Below are 19,870 nucleotides of genomic sequence, written 5' to 3' on the forward strand. Positions count from 1 at the left end.
GCCCTCGCTTTATACCCATGAATTATTTCATCTACTACCTCTATCGAAATTGCAATTATTACCCAATGCGCGGAGGAATCACCTCAGGACTATTCTAAATCCCTTTAACAGTCAGATAATTAAACTGAATATATTTTTATAACAAATCACTCTGAGTTCGATGGATCTTTTATCCTTCTAACTTTGTATTTCAGACGAAGAAATTGCAACCGCGTAAAAAACGTACATCATTTACATACAGTTAGCCTATCTTTTCATATTCCTAATGTTAGACCAATTACTAGAAATTTTCTTTTCATCCTGCCTATATTTCTTCCCTCCTTTATATCTGAGTACTAAAAGATGAGACTTCCTTTTTTGCCGTAGTAAAGAAACACCACCCTCCTCAACTGAGAACAATTCTCATTTTATCGATAATGAGAATCATTGTCAATCAATAAATGAAGTTTCTTCTAAAGATGTCAATAGTTATGTAACATCAATTGAGAAGTATGGCTGCAAATGGATCTATCCCCTACTAGATATAGCTACTTTTTAATTTTATTTGGAAATGAAAATGGAGCTACTTGCCAACATGCTTTTTTAACGATTGAATAAATAATTATTTGAAGGAGTATCTTCGAAAATAGTAATTTTGAAATGGTTAGATTGTTGAATCACCTGCATAAGCATACTTAATGATTTAATAGTTAGCTTAAATAGTTATTCAACACAATTGATCGAAATACATTTCGGTGGGATGTTCAAGAAACATATTCCCTCCAGTCATGCGTGCACACACAGCTAGCTTGTAATCTGTATGAATGGCATATTGTTTACATATGAAATTCGTTACTAGCTCCTTTTCGTCCGAACTACCAACTTCCATAAGGTTACCTACGTGTTTTCTTATACAAATAGCATCTAGCGGGATAACCAGCCCCTTTCCTACTGCTTTTGTATAACTTTCCTTCATAGTCCAAATTTCATAGCATGCATGATTTCTATCATTTGAATTACGTATCATTTGATATTCATCCACAGTAAAAAGTTGTTTAGCCAAGAGTAAGTCGAACGTTTGAATTTCCTCAATATCAATGCCTACATCCTGATTGTGTACTGCACAAACTACGTATTTACCTGAGTGAGATATATTAAACTGAATAAATGGATAATCAGGTAAATACGGTTTGCCATATGCATTTCTTTTTAAGGTTATTTCTTTTAATGTTTTTCCAGTCCGTTGCTTTAAAACATGATCTAATAAATAATCTCCTATAATAGTTCGGTATGCATCATCCAGATGGTAGAACCTTCGAATATGCTTTTGTCTTTCTTTAGGCACTTTTAAAAGTAATTCCCCCAATTTTGCTTGACTCTTTTCTTTAGGTAATTGACAAATATAGACTTCTACCACATGGAATGCTCCCTTCATCTTCACAGTTTGATTTATTTTATAATAGACCGCTATTCTGCTTTCTCAACCAGATTCATGTGTAGGGTGGGATCATTTTCAGTCGTTTTATTCATTCTCACTGCTATTAAACATGCAACTATTAAAAATATCGAAGCGCCGAACAATGCATATTGATAGGTTAGCAAGTTAACTGGTTCCCCTGCTGACGTATTGGATGTTCCTAGCACACCTGATAAGATAGCAACTCCAAGAACTGCGCCAAGTCTATTTTGCATATTAAATAGCATTGTAGCTCTGCCCATTGATGGGGAGTCTATATTCTTAAAAGCTGATATTTGCGCTGCTCCAACTGTTTGTCCTAAGAAAAACCCTATTCCAAACATTAAAAACCTAAGTAACCACGGATTAGATGCAACAAATAACGAAATAAGCATAAAAACAATGATTGTACCAATAAGAGAAAAAATAAGGAGTCGCCGCAACCCCATTTTCTTCAATGTCCAAGGCATTAGCTGGGAAGCCACCATTAATCCAAGTGCTTCTATGAATGTGGTTAGACCTGTATGAAAAGCACTAACGTTCAACGCATTTTGATACATTAGCGGAAAAACATATAGCATTCCAAGTAAACCCGCGGCGGAACAAAGACCAATAAAACTCATTGAGCGGAACATTGGATCCTTGAACAATCTCACATCTATCATTGGTTTATCCTCACGCAGTTCAAGGCGAACAAGTAAAACCATTAATACAAGTCCCAAACATCCCGTTACTATAATTTCAGGAGAAGTCCACCCTTTAACAGCTCCCTGTGTCAATGCATAAATCGACAGCGAAAAACCTGTTAAGGATAATATAAACCCTTTATAATCAAATGCTCCGGCCGTTGGCTCAACATGTTCCTGTAAATATACCTTCCCAATGAATAAAGCAAGCAAGCCTATAGGTATATTTATAAAAAATATCCAACGCCAAGAAATTGTATCCACTAAAAACCCACCTATAATAGGACCAAGTGCCGGAGCTAGTGCGATCGGTATAATTAGCATACGCGACAGCTTGGGACGCTCTTCATGAGTAAATGTCCGAAATAGAATGGCCATGCCAACAGGGGTAATGAAACCTGCCCCAATACCCTGGAGAATCCTATATACATTCAACGTAAACATATTATGAGCAAATCCGCACAAGACAGATGCAATAGTAAATATGCCTATCGCACTCAAAAATATCCGTTTTGTTCCAAAACGATCCCCCATCCAGCCTGCCGCTGGTAGAAACATAGCTAAACTAATTAGATATCCAATATTTATGGTTCCCATGGCTTCAGGAGGAACATGGAATGTTCCTCCAATAGCCGGCAATGCCACATTAACAATTGTACTGTCGAGAGCAGACATAAACATCGCTAATACATATACTGCACCTACAGCAAACTTCACACTTACACGTTTCTTCATAGTTAATTCCTATTACTAACATTCTCAATTGTCTTCGCACTGTTCGGCATTAAATTATCCCAATTGGAATTTACATAATCCAAACATTCTTGCCTATTCGCCACTCCATAAACCTGATCCCAGCCCGATGGAATGTGAAGAAAACCAGGCCAAAGTGAATATTGTCCCTCACTATTGATTAATACAGCATACGATTCCTCAGCGTTTTCAAAAGGGTTACTCATGTTCTATCTCTCCCTCTCTGAGTTTATTTTAGTTGATTCATACAACATGCTTAGCTTTTTAGATAGAATCTCTCCGATTTCTGCTAATGGTTCCGGCTGGCACATATCTTTATGACGACAATGAATATCATATACTTCCAACTTGCCATCGATGTAAGGGTCCCATGTATTAGTGGAAATTGGATCAAACCACTCTGGGGTAATAGTCGATCTAAAAAACAAGACATCACCTTGATATATTTCCGGTTCAAATTCACTTAAGTTTTGAACAGATTGTACATATGTTTCCTTTAAATTAGTAATTGTTTTGTCATCAAGACTCGCTAACGCACTTCCATCCTTTCTTAACAACTCTATGGCATCTTCGAGCGTAAGTGCATCTCCATTTACGCTTTCAGGATCATAACCTCCCAATGCAAGCAAAGCAATAAGTGCTTCTTCCTCATCTGGAGCATTCTCAATTGGAAGAAAATGATTTGGATACGAATCTAACATAGCAACTAGCGCAACCTTTTCACCCTTTTTCTGTAGTTTTGTCGACATGGCTTGCATGATATTACCTCCGAGTGACCATCCCAGTAAATAGTAGGGACCTTTTGGTTGAACAGATTGTATCTGTTCAACATAATCCTCAGCCATCTCATCTAATGAATGGGGATGATTATCTGGATCGGAAATACCCCGTGCCTGCAGACCGTAAATTGGATAATCTTTGTTCAATTCCTTCATCAGACCTGCGTAACACCAACTAAGTCCGCCAGCCGGATGAACACAGAATAAAGGAGATAAGCTTCCACTTGTTCGAAGTGGTAACAAAACCTCTAGCGCACTTGTATTGTCACCATTCTCCAATCGTTCTGCCAGACCCGCAACCGTAGGAGACTCAAAGAGATTCCCAATACTTAGGTCAATACCAAATGATTCTTTGATGCGAGTCATTAGCTGGACAGCAAGTAACGAGTGTCCCCCTAGGTGGAAGAATTCGGCATCAATTCCTACATACGGCAAGTCCAATACTTCCATAAATAGATTACATAATATTTCCTCCTGTGGTGTTCTAGGTCCTTTGTCTGTTACTTCCTCAGAATAATCTGGATCAGGTAAAGCCTTGTAATCTAGCTTCCCATTAGGAGTTAATGGGAATATATCAATTATGACAAATGCGGAAGGTATCATATAATCTGGCAAACGTTTAGTAACCCAACGTCGAATATCAACACCATTTTCACTTGCATCGGAATTTAATATTATATAAGCAAGCAGTTGATCTCCACTAGAATGGCCCTCACTGCTGACCACGGTTACCTGTTCAATGCTAGGGTGCTCGGATAGCACAAATTCAATTTCCCCTAACTCAATCCTAAAGCCTCTTATTTTCACCTGTTGATCAGCGCGTCCGATGTAATCTAACATGTCATATTCTTTCCAACGGGCTAAATCACCCGTACGGTACATTCTTGATCCATTTTCAACGAATGGATTTGCCACGAATCGCTCAGCCGTTAAATCTGGTCTTCCTAAATATCCCCTTGCTAATCCTGGACCAGATACATACATTTCTCCAATAACCCCTATTGGTACTGGCTGTAAATAGTCATCCAATATATATACATTTAAGTCTTTTATCCCCTGACCGATAATACTATTCGCTCTTAGTGATACAAGAGTTTCGTTAATTTCCATATACGTAACATGTACGGTCGTTTCCGTAATTCCATACATATTAATTAGTTTAGGTGCGTCCTCTGTATGGCGCTTATACCAATCCTCTAGTCGATTAAGTTCAAGCGCTTCTCCCCCAAAAATGACATATCGTAATTGCAGCTGTTTACCTATTTCCTGCTGTTCTCTGTCCGCCTGCATTAATTGATAAAATGCGGAAGGAGTTTGATTCAGTACCGTTACTTTCTCATTCACCAATAGTTGTAAAAACTCATACGGAGAACGGCTAATCTCATACGATACAATAACCAATCTTCCACCATAGAGCAGAGCCCCCCACATTTCCCATACCGAAAAGTCAAACGCATAGGAGTGGAATAAAGTCCATACATCATCCGCATTAAATTGGAACCATTCGTCTGTAGATCCTAGTAGACGATTCACATTTTGATGGGGAATCACTACTCCTTTAGGCAGACCAGTGGAACCCGAAGTATATATAATATATGCCGGATGAAGAGCTTGTAACGGCTCTGTACGCTCTGCATCTATTGGATTCGTATCTTTTTGTTTACTAAGTACTTCCTGTGTATCTTCTGCATCTAAAACAAGTTTTGGCATGGCATAATTACTTGGTAATTTATTTGTATACTCTTCATTTGTAATCGCCATCAAAGGCTTTACGTCCTCTATCATAAAGGTAATTCGTTCACTCGGATAATTAGGGTCAATTGGCACATATGCAGCTCCAGCTTTTATAATACCAAGCATAGCGATTACCATTTCCATTGATCTAGGTAAAGCTAAGACAATATACTGCTCCGGTCCAACACCTTGTCTAATTAATAGATGCGCAAGTTGATTAGCCCTTTCATTCAATGTTTGATATGTCATTTGTTCGTTCTCAAAGATGAGCGCTATATTTTTTGGTTCAAGCATGGCCTGCTTTTCAAATCGTACTGACAAACTGGATTCTTCCTGTTCATCATTCACTTTTACATCTTTGACCAGCTCTTTCTTTTCATTTTGATCTAAAATATCCAGAAGTCCGATTGGTTGATCCTGATCAAGCACAGCAGATTCTAACAAACGAATCAGTCTATTCACCATCGATTGTATTGTCTCTTCTGTAAACAAGTCTGTACTATACTCAAGGAATCCATCTAATCCTGCCGCATCCCCCGATTCACTTACATTTTCCCGAAACTCTAACGTCATATCGAATTTAGAAGCTCCTACGCTATATAATGACAATTCACTCTTCATTTCAGGTAAATCTAACTTTGGCTCAGGTGTATTTTGTAATGCAAGCATGATTTGGAATAATGGATGCCTTGATCTAGAACGTGGAGGATTCAATTCCTCTACCAATCTTTCAAAAGGTAAATCCTGGTTTTCATACGCATTCAAATTTACCTTTCTCACTCTACCAAGTAATTCCTTAAAGCTCGGATTACCAGATGTATCAGTACGTAATACTAAAGTGTTAATAAACAACCCCACGAGATTTGTCAAAGCATCATCATTTCTACCAGCTACCGGACTCCCTAAAGGTATATCATACCCTGCCCCAAGACGAGTCAGTAACGCCGTAAGACTGGCTTGCAACGTCATAAATAAACTAACTCCGTTTTGTGCAGAGATATGATGTAACTTCTGATGAAGCCTTGCGTCAATCGTAAAGCGATACGTTTTTCCTAGATAGCTAGATTCCACTGGTCGTGGATAATCTGTTGGCAGTTCCAAATGATCAGGTAAGTCTGCTAAGGTATTTAACCAATAATCAAGCTGTTCTTTAACAAGACTCTCTTGTCCTTGCATTTCTTCCAATAAATTCTCTTGCCAATATGCATAATCTGCGTATTGTACTGGTAGATTTGGCCAATTTGGCTGTTTGCCATTAACGCGGCTCATATATGCCTTCTTCAAATCTTGTGTTAACGGTGTCAAGGACCATCCATCGCCAACGATATGATGTAGTAACAGTACAACAACATGTTCTTCCTCTGCGGTTGAAAAGAGCTCAACTCGAAAGGCAGGTTCCTCATCCAATTGGAAGCAATATTTAACAGTATGATTCAATCGGCTTGTTAACTCGGATGCTTCTATTTGGTGTACATGTAAATCTGGCTTAACCTTTTCTGGATTTAATACCTCTTGCCTGGCTGTCCCCGCATGTTCTGGAAAAATTGTTCGCAACGGTTCATGTCTTTCTATTACATCGCAGATTGCTTCTTGCAACGCGTTCTTTTCTAATTTCCCTGATAATCTAACCACTAGTGGTATATTATATGTAGGGCTTGGTCCTTCTAACTGATATAGGAACCATAATCGACGCTGCGCAAACGATAATGGGATATCACCCTTGGATTCGACTCTTTGAACAGGGGGCCTTCCTTTCCTTCCTGCCTCTAACTGTTTAACAAGTCCTACTACAGTTGGTGTTTCAAAGATTTTCCCTATCCCAACTTCCACTTCAAAGACTTCACGAATACGATTCGCTAACTGTACAGCAAGTAACGAATGACCGCCAAGATGGAAGAAACTATCGTCAATTCCCACTTGTGAAACATTTAACACTTGTTTAAATAAATCACAAACTATTTCCTCCTGTGGCGTTCTAGGATCCCGACTATCTTTCCCTTTTTCGAATTCTGGAGACGGCAATGCTTTGCGGTCTATTTTCTTATTTGGCGTCAGCGGCAAATCATCCACTATAATAAAGGCAGAAGGAACCATATAATCAGGAAGTAGTTCTTCCACAGATTGACGTGTTTTAGCTAAATCAATAATCGCTTTCTTTTCTGGCACGAGATAAGCTATTAAACGGTAATCCCCTGGTTGGTCCTCCCTAGCAACAACGACTACTTGACTAACCTCCGAGGTTTTCGCTATGACGGATTCAATTTCTCCAAGCTCTATTCGAAAACCGCGGATTTTCACTTGATGATCTGACCTGCCAATATAATCAAGCTTTCCATCCGCATGCCAACGTGCAATATCGCCTGTTTTGTACATCCTTTCACCTGGATTTCCATATGGATTAGCAATGAAAGTATCTGCTGTTAAATCCGGACGATTAAAATAGCCCTGTGCTAATCCTTTACCTGCAATATATAAATCTCCACTTACCCCTGGAGGGACAGGCTGTAAACCGGCATCTAAAATGAATATTTGTGTATTATCGATCGGATAGCCAACAGAAGGAGTACCCGTTTCCCCTGTATTTAAAGTAATAGCTGTGGACCAGATTGTCGTTTCTGTTGGTCCATACAAATTTGTCACTTCACAATCTAGCTCATGTAATGATTTTACGAGTTTTTCAGGAACCGCTTCTCCGCCGACCAAGATACGTATTCCACGAAGTACTTCTGGATAGGTCGACACAAGCGCATTCCAGTGTGTGGGCGTTGCCTGCATAATGGAAATATTACGGTCTTCAATCAATTGTGCTAATATTGCCGGGTCTTTGTTTGCGTTATTCTTTGCAATCACACAACATGCACCACTAATGAGCGGAAGAAATATTTCCAATGCTGAAATGTCAAAAGCAATTGTCGTAACTGCTAAAAGACGATCCTGATGACTCAAAGCAAACTTATTTTGCATCGAGCAAAGGAAGTTGGTTAATCCTTTGACTGTAACAACGACACCTTTCGGACGCCCTGTCGATCCGGAAGTATAAATCATGTACGCTGGACTCTTTGGCTCTACTATTCTGTTCGGATAATCTATATCAGCATAAGCAGTTATTTGATTGCGAACAGCGGGATCATCCAATACGACATGATCTACATGACTATCTAGTAATTTAGATTGTATGTCCTTATATGTCAGGATACACATTGGCTGTGCATCTTCCAAAATATAAGAAATTCGCTCAACAGGATATTCGGGATCAATTGGCAAATACGCTGCTCCCGCTTTTAAAACAGCCAACATTGCAATAACCATGTCTACGGATCGGGGTAAAGCCAAAGCAGCAAACTTCCCGGGTCCTAGTCCCTTTTCCTCAAGTAAATACGCCAGACAATTAACCCGTTTATTTAATGCTGCATAAGAAAGGCTTTCGTCGTCGAACCTTAAGGCCTCGGCATGCGGTGTACGGGTAACTTGTTTTAAAAATATTTCTTGGACAGACATATAAGACAATTGTTGAGTTGTTTGATTCCAATTATTTACTACATTGTCAAACTCTCCAGGTAAAAGTACCCCTAATTGAGATATTGGCAAATGCGCATCTGCAGCAGCTATATTCTCAATCAAATTTACCAAACGATTTAGATGAAGAGTCACCTCATCCGGTTCATAAATATCCGCATTGGCATCCAAATCAATCCTTATCCCTTTTCCGTCTTGTTGATCATATATATTCAAGGATAGGTCATCTACTGGACCCGTATGGAGCTTATTTGTCGTTCCTTTACTATCAGCGAAGTCCAATCCATAATCAAATGGCATCATATTTATTTGAGGTCCGAACAAGCGTTGACCATCCCCTAATAACTTCAGATCATGCCGTAAATATTCATGGCGATAATGCTGATGGGACCGCACTTGCTTCATTTCTTGTTGAACTTGTTTTATCAACTCTATGAAACTCATTTTGGGTTGTATATTCAGTCTTAATGGTAGTAAATTCATTACCATTGCTGGGACCTTTACTGAAGACGTGCCCATACGACACATCATTGGTAAACAAAGCACAATGTCCTCACTACTAGTTAAACGCTGCATATAGACAGCAACAGCTGCTACAATCGTTTCATACCAGTTTCCCCCTCTGGAACTAGCTGTTTTCCTTAACCGCTCGATCGTATCTACTTGCAAATAACTTGTCTTATGGATAATGCGTTTAGATAATCCTAACGATGAACCCTTTAAACTAACAATGTCTGGATGATCCTGGAATCGCCCCATCCAAAACTCACGGTCTTGAATAAATTTATCCGAACGTACATACGATTGATGTTCATCCAATATCTTTTGAAAATCTCCCAACTCATTTCCCTTTATCGTTTCTTGCTTTACTAGGGCTGTATAAATCTGAGCAACACGTTGTACGATTAGAGAAAAACCGAATGCGTCTGCTGCAATATGATGAATACGCAAATACCACAAACTTCGATTCTCGCTTATCTTAAATAGTGCCTGTTTAACAACGACATCTTTAGTTAAATCCAACGGTTTTTCTATATCAGATTTCATCCATTTTTTTGCAAATTGATCAGGATCCACTTCTCCAGTAACATCGATAAATTCAAGCGAAAAATCCCTTTTCTCAGGAATATGCTGCCATGGACCATTTTCGTCTGCTCCATATTTAGCATGAATGGAATCTGTCTCTTTCATTACTTGTTCTACAGCCTTCTTAAAATACTCCACATGTAGCTTTCCATTTATGTCAATATACTCCGCTGTATTATAAACAGGGTTATCCGACTCCAATTGCTGCGCATACCAAATTCCAGCTTGCGCACCCGTTAATGACTGATGCTTTGTTAACACGCTAGGCATACAATACCCCCTCCTTTATATTTATACTTTCACCATTCGGCTTTCCATTAAATCACGCCATTCAGCTAACGTTTTTCTCTCCACTAAGTCCATAAAGCTTACTTCCAGACCTTGTTGTCGCCATGCTTCAACTAAACTCATAAGTCCAATAGAATCCAGCCCCATATAAAATAAATTGTCTGTGTCTGATAGATCCTTCGCTTGTATATCCAGTAAGCAGGCAACTTGCTCATGAATTGTTTCAAATGTAACGGATTCATTTTCGCTATTTTCTGTACCTTTCAACAGTACTTTGATTAATTCATCTGTAGACGTCGTAACACCGCAACGTTTGGCCGCATAATCCAATGCCATTTTATGTTCATCATACGAAAAGTCAGCAACCGCATCTGCTACGAGGAAAGGCTGTATATCATACATGAATGCCTCTGCAGCAGTCATTAAACATCCTATATGGGCATAAACTCCACAAATAATTAGTTGGTCACGCCCTTGTTTTTGTAATATATTCAAGAAATCTGATTTTTTAAATGCACTATAACGCCATTTAGTTAACATTAAATCATTTGAATCTGGTGCTAAATCTTTAATAATCCCTGTTTGAGCTGGATCATCGGATAATCCTTTTCCCCAAAAGTCAGTGAGGAGTGCCCGATCTGTCGGGTTCTGATTCCCTGGTTGCGCTGTATAAGCAACTGGAATCCCTTGCTTTTTGCACTGCTCTTTCAATTTTGCGATATTATGAATCAATTCGGTTATCGGTGATTGTTCTGTATCATAGAAGTTCAAAAAATAATTCTGCATATCATGTATGAGCAGAACTGCCCTCTCCGGATCCACCTGCCACGACACTTTATTTGTTGGATAAGTAGATATATTCGGCATTTGATAAGATGGAATAGTAGGAATTCCCATGTAATCACGTCCATTTCGTTTATTTTATTTATAGATAGGTGATAGTTTCTTTGTAATCATTTCACGCAATACTTTTTTACTGACCTTTCCAAAAGATGTTTGTGGAAAGGTATCCACTATTTCAACACGGTCAGGAATCTTAAAATCCGCGATCCCTCTTTTTATTAGAAAATCCTTCATTTCAACTTTAGTTATCATCCCTTCATAAGGGATAACAAACGCACATGACCTCTCTCCAAGAAATTGATCGGGCATAGAGATGACAGCAACATCAAACACATTAGGATGTGAAGCAATATGATCTTCCATTTCCTCTGCTGCTATCTTTTCACCGCCACGATTTATCTGGTCCTTAATACGACCTTCTACGACAATATTTCCCGCTTCGTCTAAGCTAACTAAATCACCTGTGCGATAAAATCCATTCAATGTAAATGCTTTAGCATTATGCTGTTCCGCCTTATAATATCCGCGAATAGTATATGGGCCCCTAGTTAACAATTCCCCTACTTCACCTAGTTCAACTTCGCGATCCTCTTCGTCAACTACACGAATCTCATCGTAGGGTGACATCGGTCGTCCCTGCGTGTTAATAATAGTCTCTTCTGGATCATCTAATCTTGTGTAATTAACCAATCCTTCAGCCATCCCATACACTTGTTGCAGCTTACATCCAAAGGCTTGTTGCATTCGTTTAGCTATTTCAGCATTGAAATGCGCTCCGCCTACTTGAATGATTTCTAAACTAGTGAAATCATTTGAACGTGTCTTCAATGCTTCCAACCAAATAATGGCTATCGGTGGAACAAGTGCTACAATCGTTACCTTTTCTTTTTCGATTATAGGGAAAGCCTCATCTGGACTAGATCCTGTTGCTAGCACAATCCTTGCGCCAGCATAAAGTGAACCGAGCACTCCCGGTGAACTCAAAGGATAATTATGCGCGATTGCTAAAACTGCAAGGTACACACTATTCTCATCCATTCGACATATTTCATTACTCTTACGAAGACTATACATATACTCATCATGTGTTCGTGGAATTAATTTAGATAACCCTGTACTTCCACCAGATAATTGTAAAAATGCGATGTCATTTGAATAAACATTAGGCTGAATATACTCTTCTTCCAAATAAAGATCTGCTAACTGTTCCAACTCTTCAGATTCACCAAGTGTAATGATATGCTCTAAAGTACTTGTTTCACGCTGAATGGTCTTAGCCATTTCATGATAATAATATCCAGAAAAGTTTTCCGGCATTATATAAGCCTTTGCTTCGGTCAACTCACAAAAATACTGTATTTCACTATATCGGTGCGACGGCAAAGCAAATACTGGCAACACTCCTAATCGGAACAAGGCAAAACAAACCTCAAAAAACTCAACTGTATTTGGAATTTGAATGACTACTCTATCTTCTTTTTTAAAACCAAGTTTTTGAAACCCAGAAGCAAGTTGATCCACTCTTTTATCCAAAGTTTCATAACTTACTTGTTTTCCCCCATCAGTTATTGCAATCTTATTACCGTGCTTTTCTGCTCTTTCTCGAAGCATCTGTCCAAATGTTTCTCCACGCCAACAATCCTTTTCACGATAAAATGCAGCTATTTCATCGGGCCATGGTTGACACCCTTCCATAAGTATTCCTCCCTGTTTACTTTGTTTTGACATACCTATGCCCTATTGTTTTTCAATACCCATAGCATCCAGCATTGTTTTAAACTTCGCTCCCGTCTCAATCAATTCTTCCTCGGGAATGGAACCAGCAACTACACCTGCACCCGCAAATAATCGTATATCGTTTTCTTCAACTTCCGCACAACGAATCGTGACTATCCATTCTCCATTTCCATTTTCATCACACCAGCCGACCATTCCAGCAAAAAAACCTCTATTAAACGGCTCAATCTCATAAATGGCTTCACGTGCTAACTCTGTCGGATGTCCACATACCGCCGGTGTAGGATGTAACGCAATACCTAATTCTAAAGAAGATGTTTCCGCCTGTTTTAATGTTCCATATATTTCTGTTGACAGATGCCACATTGCTTCTGTTTTAATTAATGACGGGATTTCTGGGACATCCATCGATTCACAAAAAGGAGCTAATGATTCTTTTACCATATCGACAACCACTGCGTGTTCATATAAATCTTTTTCAGATTCCAACAGTTCTAACGCTCTACGCTGATCTTCTATTGGGTCATCACTCCGAGGTCTCGAGCCTGCTAATGGATTTGCGAATAAAGTTGAATCGTTTTTAGATACAAGCAATTCTGGACTAGCACCAATTAATATACGTTTCCCATTTGTAAATACCGTTTCCTTATTTCTAATCGTATTAACGTCTGATATATCAACAGCAAATGTGTATCCTTGCTTATTATGATGTTCCAACCTTTTTAAAATCTGTTTTACATCAATCTGCACTTGCGTTTTAAAATTCAAAGCTCTAGAAACAACTATCTTATCTAGGTGTCCCGACGATATCTTATCTAGGCCTTGATTGACACCTTTCATATATTCTGCTGGCTCCGGAATATATTGAATTTCACACGGTTGCAAAGGAATATTTTCCGGTTGCCCACTATCCTTTACCAGTGTGGTGGATACTTTTACTTCCTCAGGTATGATCATTTTTGATGCCTCCGAGTAATCAAACGGAACTGCACCTACAACGATCGGATGCGAATGTCCTGCTCGTTTCGCCTGTTTAATCGCCTCTTCTACTCTAACCGGTAAACTATATATTTGATTTTTAGTTTTCCGCGCCTCCTTTACAACTGAGAAAACGCCTTTCCCCATAATCGTTCGCTTTGACGATGATAAAAAGAAATCTCCTAATTCATATTCATCTAAAATCGACTTGACCTTTGACATACTCACTTTACTCATATTTCTGTTTCCTCCTCGTTAAACACCTAGTGTGGCTCCACCATCAACAACCATATCGTGCATGGTGATATGTGATGCATCATCTGACGCAAAAAATAATACTGAATTCGCAATATCAGATGGTGTTCCAATTTTACCAAGTGGAATACCAACTCGATAAACCTCAGATTGTCCATCTATCGTTTCAATTTCTCCCTCTTCACTACTCCAAAGTTTTCTTAGCATTTTTGTATCAGTAGATCCAGGCGAAATAACATTACAGCGTATATTATGCTTCGCAAGTTCCAGACCAAGACATTTTGTGAACATAGTTGCTGCCGCCTTTGAAGCTCCATAGGCTGCCATTCCAATTCTAGGTATGTGGCTAGCGTTGGAACTGACCGTAATAATCGATCCCTTTTTACGAGGAACCATGTGCCTACTGACTATTTTAGACATACAGAATACACCCGTTGCATTAACAGAAAAACTTGTATCCCAATCCGCCTCATCCAAGTTGTCTATTAAATCTAACTTCAGTACTCCTGCCACATTCACCAATATATCTATCGGTCCAAGCTTAGACTCAACTGTAGAAATAACTTCTTCTACGATCATTGAGTCTGTTACATCTGCAGGAAAAGCTGTAATTGGATATCCTCTTTCTTGCATCTTTTTAATGCCTTTAACTAATTCATCTTTGTCCTTATCGATCGCCGCTATCACCGCTCCATGTTCAGCTAACCGCTCTACTATTAATCGGCCTATACCTCCGGATGCCCCCGTGACAACAGCTATTTTACCTTCTAATTCGCTCTCTCTCATTGTCTCATTCCTTTCAACTTAAAGAGATATAATAGATATTGATACTGATAATCATTATCAATTAATAACCTCATGCTAATTTAAATGATAATAATAATCAAGGCGTTTTTGAATTTTAAGAATTAAGACCTATATCAGATTTTTGATATAGGTCACATTTTGTTTGTATCTTTTACATATGAAAAGATACATTAGAACAACTCCAATATAGCTAACCTTCTCAGTAGCTAAGGCCTTATTCACCTGTAGATCATCCACTTCATTGCCGGTATTCGAACCCCACTAGATGACAACGCATTGAAGAAAAAATAATTAGCATAAAAAAGCATTCAGAAAGTAAATATACCTAGCTCTTTGGCTCGATACCCTTTCAGACTGCTTTTCTTTTCAAGTTGCCGCATTTTTTGCGTTTTTCTTTATCAGATGTTTTTTTAATATATCCATCGACATTTATTTACAAGACCATACTTTTTTCATTGTATCTCCTTAACTTCTTCAGCTAGTTTTGTGAACCTTCTTCTTTATGTTCAAACTTTACACGACTTATCACATTCTTTTAAAACTTCCTACCATAATAAAATGTCCTCTTCAAACATTCATGACCTTGTGTTCTATAATTCTCATTCCAAACGAAAAACATTCACGAACGAAGGCATAAACCGATTTACAGGACAATTCAACATTATGCACACGTTGTAAAGGAGTTAAGAACCAAATATGCAAATAGCACAGTAAAGATGTTTGGGGACATTAAGAAAGAAAATAATTTATAACAAGTAATAGATCCGTCATATAAAAACAGATCATTAAGATATTATTCATGCGATGCCAGTGAAAAATAATGAAATTGAAGTTCAGTAAATTATTTTCACCTTATGTCTCCCTTGAATAGATTGTTGCACCGCCCTAAAGCAGCATTGAATAAATTTCCCGCCTCATGTACGTAGACCTCATAATTCAAATAATAAAACTGCAGATGATATTTCTAATTGTAATTTACAAAATGACCGAATATGGTGTCCAGGAGTTCAAGTTTGCGGAAATTCAATACCTTCTAAATCGAAAAAAATTAGACTTGTTCCAAATGATCATGGCTTTCAAAATAGATTTCTCCAATGATTAGATTCAACGATACTAACTTCTCACTATTTTCGAAGATGCCATTCAAATATAACGGAAGTGCAAAAGTCACAAAACCATTTCATCTTTCCATGATGCCAAGATTTACGTTCTAGTGACACCCGACTAATATGAAACTTAGTTCTCGCTGATTCGTATTAATATTATCTTAAGAAAGTGGGTAATCATATCGTGACTGAATCTCAAGAATGGTTAATGGAAGAGCTTACTAAAGTAGAGGAATGGGAAAAAGAGCAAAACGGATTATGGTTTTGGGAAAAGTTAGGTCGCTTACCGTTTAAAATAATTGATAAATGGACGCCTGCTTTTATTCAAAATAAAATTGGTTTACTTTTAGATGAGCTTGTTCAATATATTCAAACAGGAGGGGCTTATTTAAGTGCAGCTTCTAAAATCCCTTCTTATTATCCAGGGTTGGCTGTAAGTACGTTAGAAGATGTAGAAAAACTGCCTATTTCAACTATGGATGCCGCTGTCGAGAAAATAACAGGTAGCAGAAAAAAACTTGCTGTTTTACAAGGTGCGAGCTCTGGGATTGGTGGTGTTTTCACGTTAACAATTGATATTCCGCTGTTGCTAGGCTTGCAGATCAAAACTTTACAAGACATCGCGATTAGTTATGGCTATAATCCAAACGACAAAGAAGAACGTTTATTTGTAGTAAAGTGCCTCCAATTTATTTCGGCGGATATTGTTGGAAAGGAAGCTATTCTAAAACAATTGTCTCTATTTGATGCCAATGATCATACAACACGTGAAGTCATTTCTGAACTGCAGGGCTGGCGCGAAGTCGTTTTCTCCTATCGGGATCAATTCGGTTGGAAAAAGTTATTTCAAATGATCCCGATTGCAGGACTTGTTTTCGGAGCGTTCATTAATCGTTCTGCTGTAAACGATATTGCGGAAACAGGCAAAATGCTTTATCGAAAAAGAAGAATTATAGAAAGGTTGAATAAGTAAGTAGTCACTAGCGTCGCATCAATATGTTCTGATGCTCTGCTTTCATTTTCTTACTCTAGCGTCAATTTGTAAATTAGTTGTCTCTTGTGTTTGTGCCACCAAATCCAAACAATGGCCTAAAAGAATTCAGTAGGGACTTTGCGGAACCTCATGCATCTTCTTTATAAAGCAGATTAAACAATGGGTCTTCACTTGTTCATCAATTAACTAGTAGCAAAAACGTGAGCCCATTGTAGAAATGTTGTTCATCACTTAATCTTATTCATACACGGACCCTTTATTCTGGATTGTTGATTCACTAAACCCTATCAACGTTCATAGCCAAGCACTTCGCTTTGATAGTCGGGATTATATAGACGGCACGAGGTTCGGTCCATTGAAAAAAACAGTCCGAACGGATAATCAATGTCGAACGACGGGTAATGGAAGACTTTTATAAAAACGCTATTCGAAAGCTTACCGAATCATCCATATAATTTAGTTTTGATAAAGCGCAGTCCAATGTATCGGTTTTTACAAACAGAGCCGCAAATAAGATGCTTAAAACTACGCTAGAAGCGTTTAGACTACTCATATATGCAAATAACAAAAATCTTTATGTCTCGAATTAAAAGAGATGGAAAAGCAGGAACAAAAAATTGCAGCGATGTATTCCAATTGCAGAACGAACACGAAGAAATTCCTGTGTAATACCTGTTAAATGCTTACTCAAATCTTACCAAATAACCAAAAATAAAAAGTGCTTTGAAACCTTATCTATCAAAGGTTCAAAGCACTTTTTTATAAAACGACTACTTTACGTCCCAGGAGGGATTCGAACCCCCGACCGATGCCTTAGAAGGGCATTGCTCTATCCAGCTGAGCTACTGAGACAAATACCTGCAACCACAGGCACAAGAACTATTATATGCATAATACAAACAAAAGTCAACACTATTTAATAAAACTATTTATTTAAAATGATTTCGTCTATTAAGTCATGGTTCATACTATAAAAACTCACGGTATAAGCATCGGCGATTTCAATGACTGCGTATGTTGCAACCCTACCGCCACGTGGTTGAGTTGTGCTTCCCGGGTTAACAAACAATACACCGTTGATCATCTCCGCCCCATATAAATGAGAATGCCCGAACAATGCAATGGTTGCTTGTTGCTCAGCTGCTGCATAGGAAAGACTAAGCATAGAGCGCTTGACGTCGTGTTCATGGCCGTGGACGATGAATACAGCCTCATCGCCCACATTCTGTACAATAGTTGCTGGAAATCTCTCATCGCTGTCACAGTTACCACGAACAATATGGATTCCATTAAGTAATGGATCTTTTGCCGATAATTCACTGTCGCCGCAATGGAATATTGCGTCTGCTTGCAAAGATCTAATCTGCTTCACTGTATTCAAGTCGCCATGGGAATCACTTAAAACAATTAGCTTCATTTCATTTCACCTATCCGTGTAAGAAATTCTGGTAGTTGTTCTTTTAGCTGGGCTAAAGCTGCCCTCCGATGAGAGATGGCACTTTTCTCTTCAGCGGATAATTCTGCCATCGTCTTTTCGTTAGTAGGTACATAAAATATTGGATCATAGCCAAATCCATTCGTTCCTCGTCGTTGACCTGTAATGACACCTTCACAGCTACCAGAAAAAGTAGTTGTCTCGATATTAGGACCCGCGATCGCTAGAACACACCGAAAACGAGCTTGACGCGCCGTTTCAGGCACTTCCACAAGATTAGCTAGCAACTTATCGATATTTGCCTCATCGTCCGACGGCTCGCCTGCATACCGTGCAGAGTAGACGCCTGGCTCGCCATTTAGTACATCCACTTCCAGCCCGCTGTCATCGGCAATTACTACTTTCCCCAGTAAATTTGCAACAGTCTCCGCTTTTAATACGGCATTTTCAACGAAAGTGGTACCCGTTTCTTCTACATCAATCGATTCCTCGAGGTCTTGCAATGTCAGCACCGTGATACCTAATGGACGAAAGAGAACTTCAAAGTCTTTCGCCTTCCCTTTATTATTCGTTGCGATTAACACTTCTTTCATTTTGCTTCGCCTACCTGTTGTCCGATCTTATCCGCCAATTCGCCCAACACTTCTTTTTGAATCGCAATCAATTGTTCGATTCCCGATTCAGCCAACGTCAATAAATCATTCATTTCCGCGCGAGAAAAAGTAGCTTCTTCGCCTGTCCCTTGCAGTTCCACGAATTGGCATTGTCCTGTCATCACCACATTCATATCCACGTCAGCAGAAGAATCTTCTACGTAGTCAAGATCCGTGATCAATTGACCGTCAGCCAGTTTCCCTACACTTGTAGCAGCTAGGAAGTCACGAACCGGGAATACGGGTAGCTTCTTTTCGATTTGTAATTTATTCACAGCGATGACCAATGCAACAAATGCACCTGTAATGGAAGACGTTCGCGTTCCACCATCTGCTTGAATGACATCACAGTCAATCCAAATTGTACGCTCACCAATAGCATCCAAATCGACGACTGCACGCAAAGCTCGTCCGATCAAACGCTGGATTTCCATCGTACGACCGCCTACTTTACCGCGGGAAGATTCTCGGATGGTCCGTTGTCCTGTTGCGCGTGGCAACATGGAATATTCAGCAGAGATCCATCCTTTTCCACTATTACGCATAAACGGCGGTACACGATCTTCAATCGTCGCTGTACAAATCACTTTCGTATTTCCAACTGAAATGAGTACGGAACCTTCTGGGTGAATCAAATAATCCCTCTCTATTGTTACTGTACGAATATCTTCTGTTGCTCTTCCATCATGTCGCATGCAATATCCTCCATTTTGATCCATTTATTTAGTGTGAACAGTTCTTCAAGTTTACGTTCAATCTATCTTATCATATTCACAGCAAAAAAC

Annotated in this window: 12 protein-coding genes and 1 tRNA gene; 1 reads left to right on the forward strand and 12 read right to left on the reverse strand. The window is 38.9% G+C overall.

The window, feature by feature from the left end; translation table 11 throughout:
- Window positions 1–706: 706 nt before the first annotated feature.
- Genes CSV80_RS02960 through CSV80_RS02995 form a run of 8 tightly spaced genes read right to left on the reverse strand, consistent with a single transcriptional unit; the run spans window position 707 to window position 14,876 of the window.
- Window positions 707–1,396 (reverse strand): 4'-phosphopantetheinyl transferase family protein, encoded by a 690-nt coding sequence (locus tag CSV80_RS02960; protein ID WP_158231850.1) that lies wholly within the window; start codon window positions 1,394–1,396, stop codon window positions 707–709.
- Between the two features lie 50 nt (window positions 1,397–1,446).
- Window positions 1,447–2,856: an MDR family MFS transporter gene (locus CSV80_RS02965; RefSeq protein ID WP_099669527.1), complete on the reverse strand. Its 1,410-nt coding sequence runs from the start codon at window positions 2,854–2,856 to the stop codon at window positions 1,447–1,449.
- Between the two features lie 2 nt (window positions 2,857–2,858).
- Window positions 2,859–3,080, reverse strand: a complete 222-nt coding sequence (locus tag CSV80_RS02970) for an MbtH family protein (RefSeq protein ID WP_099669528.1) — start codon at window positions 3,078–3,080, stop codon at window positions 2,859–2,861.
- A gap of 3 nt (window positions 3,081–3,083) precedes the next feature.
- Window positions 3,084–10,259, reverse strand: coding sequence for an amino acid adenylation domain-containing protein (locus CSV80_RS02975; protein ID WP_099669529.1), 7,176 nt, complete (start codon window positions 10,257–10,259; stop codon window positions 3,084–3,086).
- A 21-nt stretch (window positions 10,260–10,280) separates the two neighbouring features.
- Window positions 10,281–11,174: an isochorismatase gene (locus tag CSV80_RS02980; protein ID WP_099669530.1), complete on the reverse strand. Its 894-nt coding sequence runs from the start codon at window positions 11,172–11,174 to the stop codon at window positions 10,281–10,283.
- Between the two features lie 24 nt (window positions 11,175–11,198).
- Window positions 11,199–12,815 (reverse strand): (2,3-dihydroxybenzoyl)adenylate synthase, encoded by a 1,617-nt coding sequence (locus CSV80_RS02985; protein WP_233201501.1) that lies wholly within the window; start codon window positions 12,813–12,815, stop codon window positions 11,199–11,201.
- 42 nt (window positions 12,816–12,857) lie between these two features.
- Window positions 12,858–14,072 carry an isochorismate synthase DhbC gene (dhbC, locus tag CSV80_RS02990; RefSeq protein WP_099669532.1) on the reverse strand — a complete coding sequence of 405 codons (1,215 nt, stop codon included), beginning with the start codon at window positions 14,070–14,072 and terminating at the stop codon, window positions 12,858–12,860.
- An 18-nt stretch (window positions 14,073–14,090) separates the two neighbouring features.
- Entirely contained in the window at window positions 14,091–14,876 is a 786-nt protein-coding gene (locus CSV80_RS02995; protein WP_099669533.1) for a 2,3-dihydro-2,3-dihydroxybenzoate dehydrogenase, read from the reverse strand.
- 1,311 nt (window positions 14,877–16,187) lie between these two features.
- Here CSV80_RS02995 and CSV80_RS03005 point away from each other — a divergent pair.
- The gene (locus CSV80_RS03005; RefSeq protein ID WP_099669535.1) at window positions 16,188–16,976 is read left to right on the forward strand and encodes an EcsC family protein; all 789 of its coding nucleotides are present in this window, start codon (window positions 16,188–16,190) and stop codon (window positions 16,974–16,976) included.
- Between the two features lie 799 nt (window positions 16,977–17,775).
- On the opposite strand, the gene CSV80_RS03010 is transcribed toward CSV80_RS03005, so the two are convergent.
- The 4 genes from CSV80_RS03010 to rph form a co-directional block, all read right to left on the reverse strand.
- Window positions 17,776–17,849: transfer RNA gene (locus CSV80_RS03010), tRNA-Arg, on the reverse strand.
- Between the two features lie 73 nt (window positions 17,850–17,922).
- Complete coding sequence (locus CSV80_RS03015) at window positions 17,923–18,414, reverse strand: metallophosphoesterase (protein WP_099669536.1); 492 nt, start codon at window positions 18,412–18,414, stop codon at window positions 17,923–17,925.
- The gene (locus CSV80_RS03020; protein WP_099669537.1) at window positions 18,411–19,025 is read right to left on the reverse strand and encodes an XTP/dITP diphosphatase; all 615 of its coding nucleotides are present in this window, start codon (window positions 19,023–19,025) and stop codon (window positions 18,411–18,413) included. Before CSV80_RS03020 ends, CSV80_RS03015 begins: the two co-directional genes overlap by 4 nt.
- Complete coding sequence (rph, locus tag CSV80_RS03025) at window positions 19,022–19,780, reverse strand: ribonuclease PH (protein ID WP_099669538.1); 759 nt, start codon at window positions 19,778–19,780, stop codon at window positions 19,022–19,024. Before rph ends, CSV80_RS03020 begins: the two co-directional genes overlap by 4 nt.
- Window positions 19,781–19,870: the final 90 nt, after the last annotated feature.

The organism is Sporosarcina sp. P12(2017) (assembly GCF_002743035.1).
GTDB classification, from domain to species: domain Bacteria; phylum Bacillota; class Bacilli; order Bacillales_A; family Planococcaceae; genus Sporosarcina; species Sporosarcina ureae.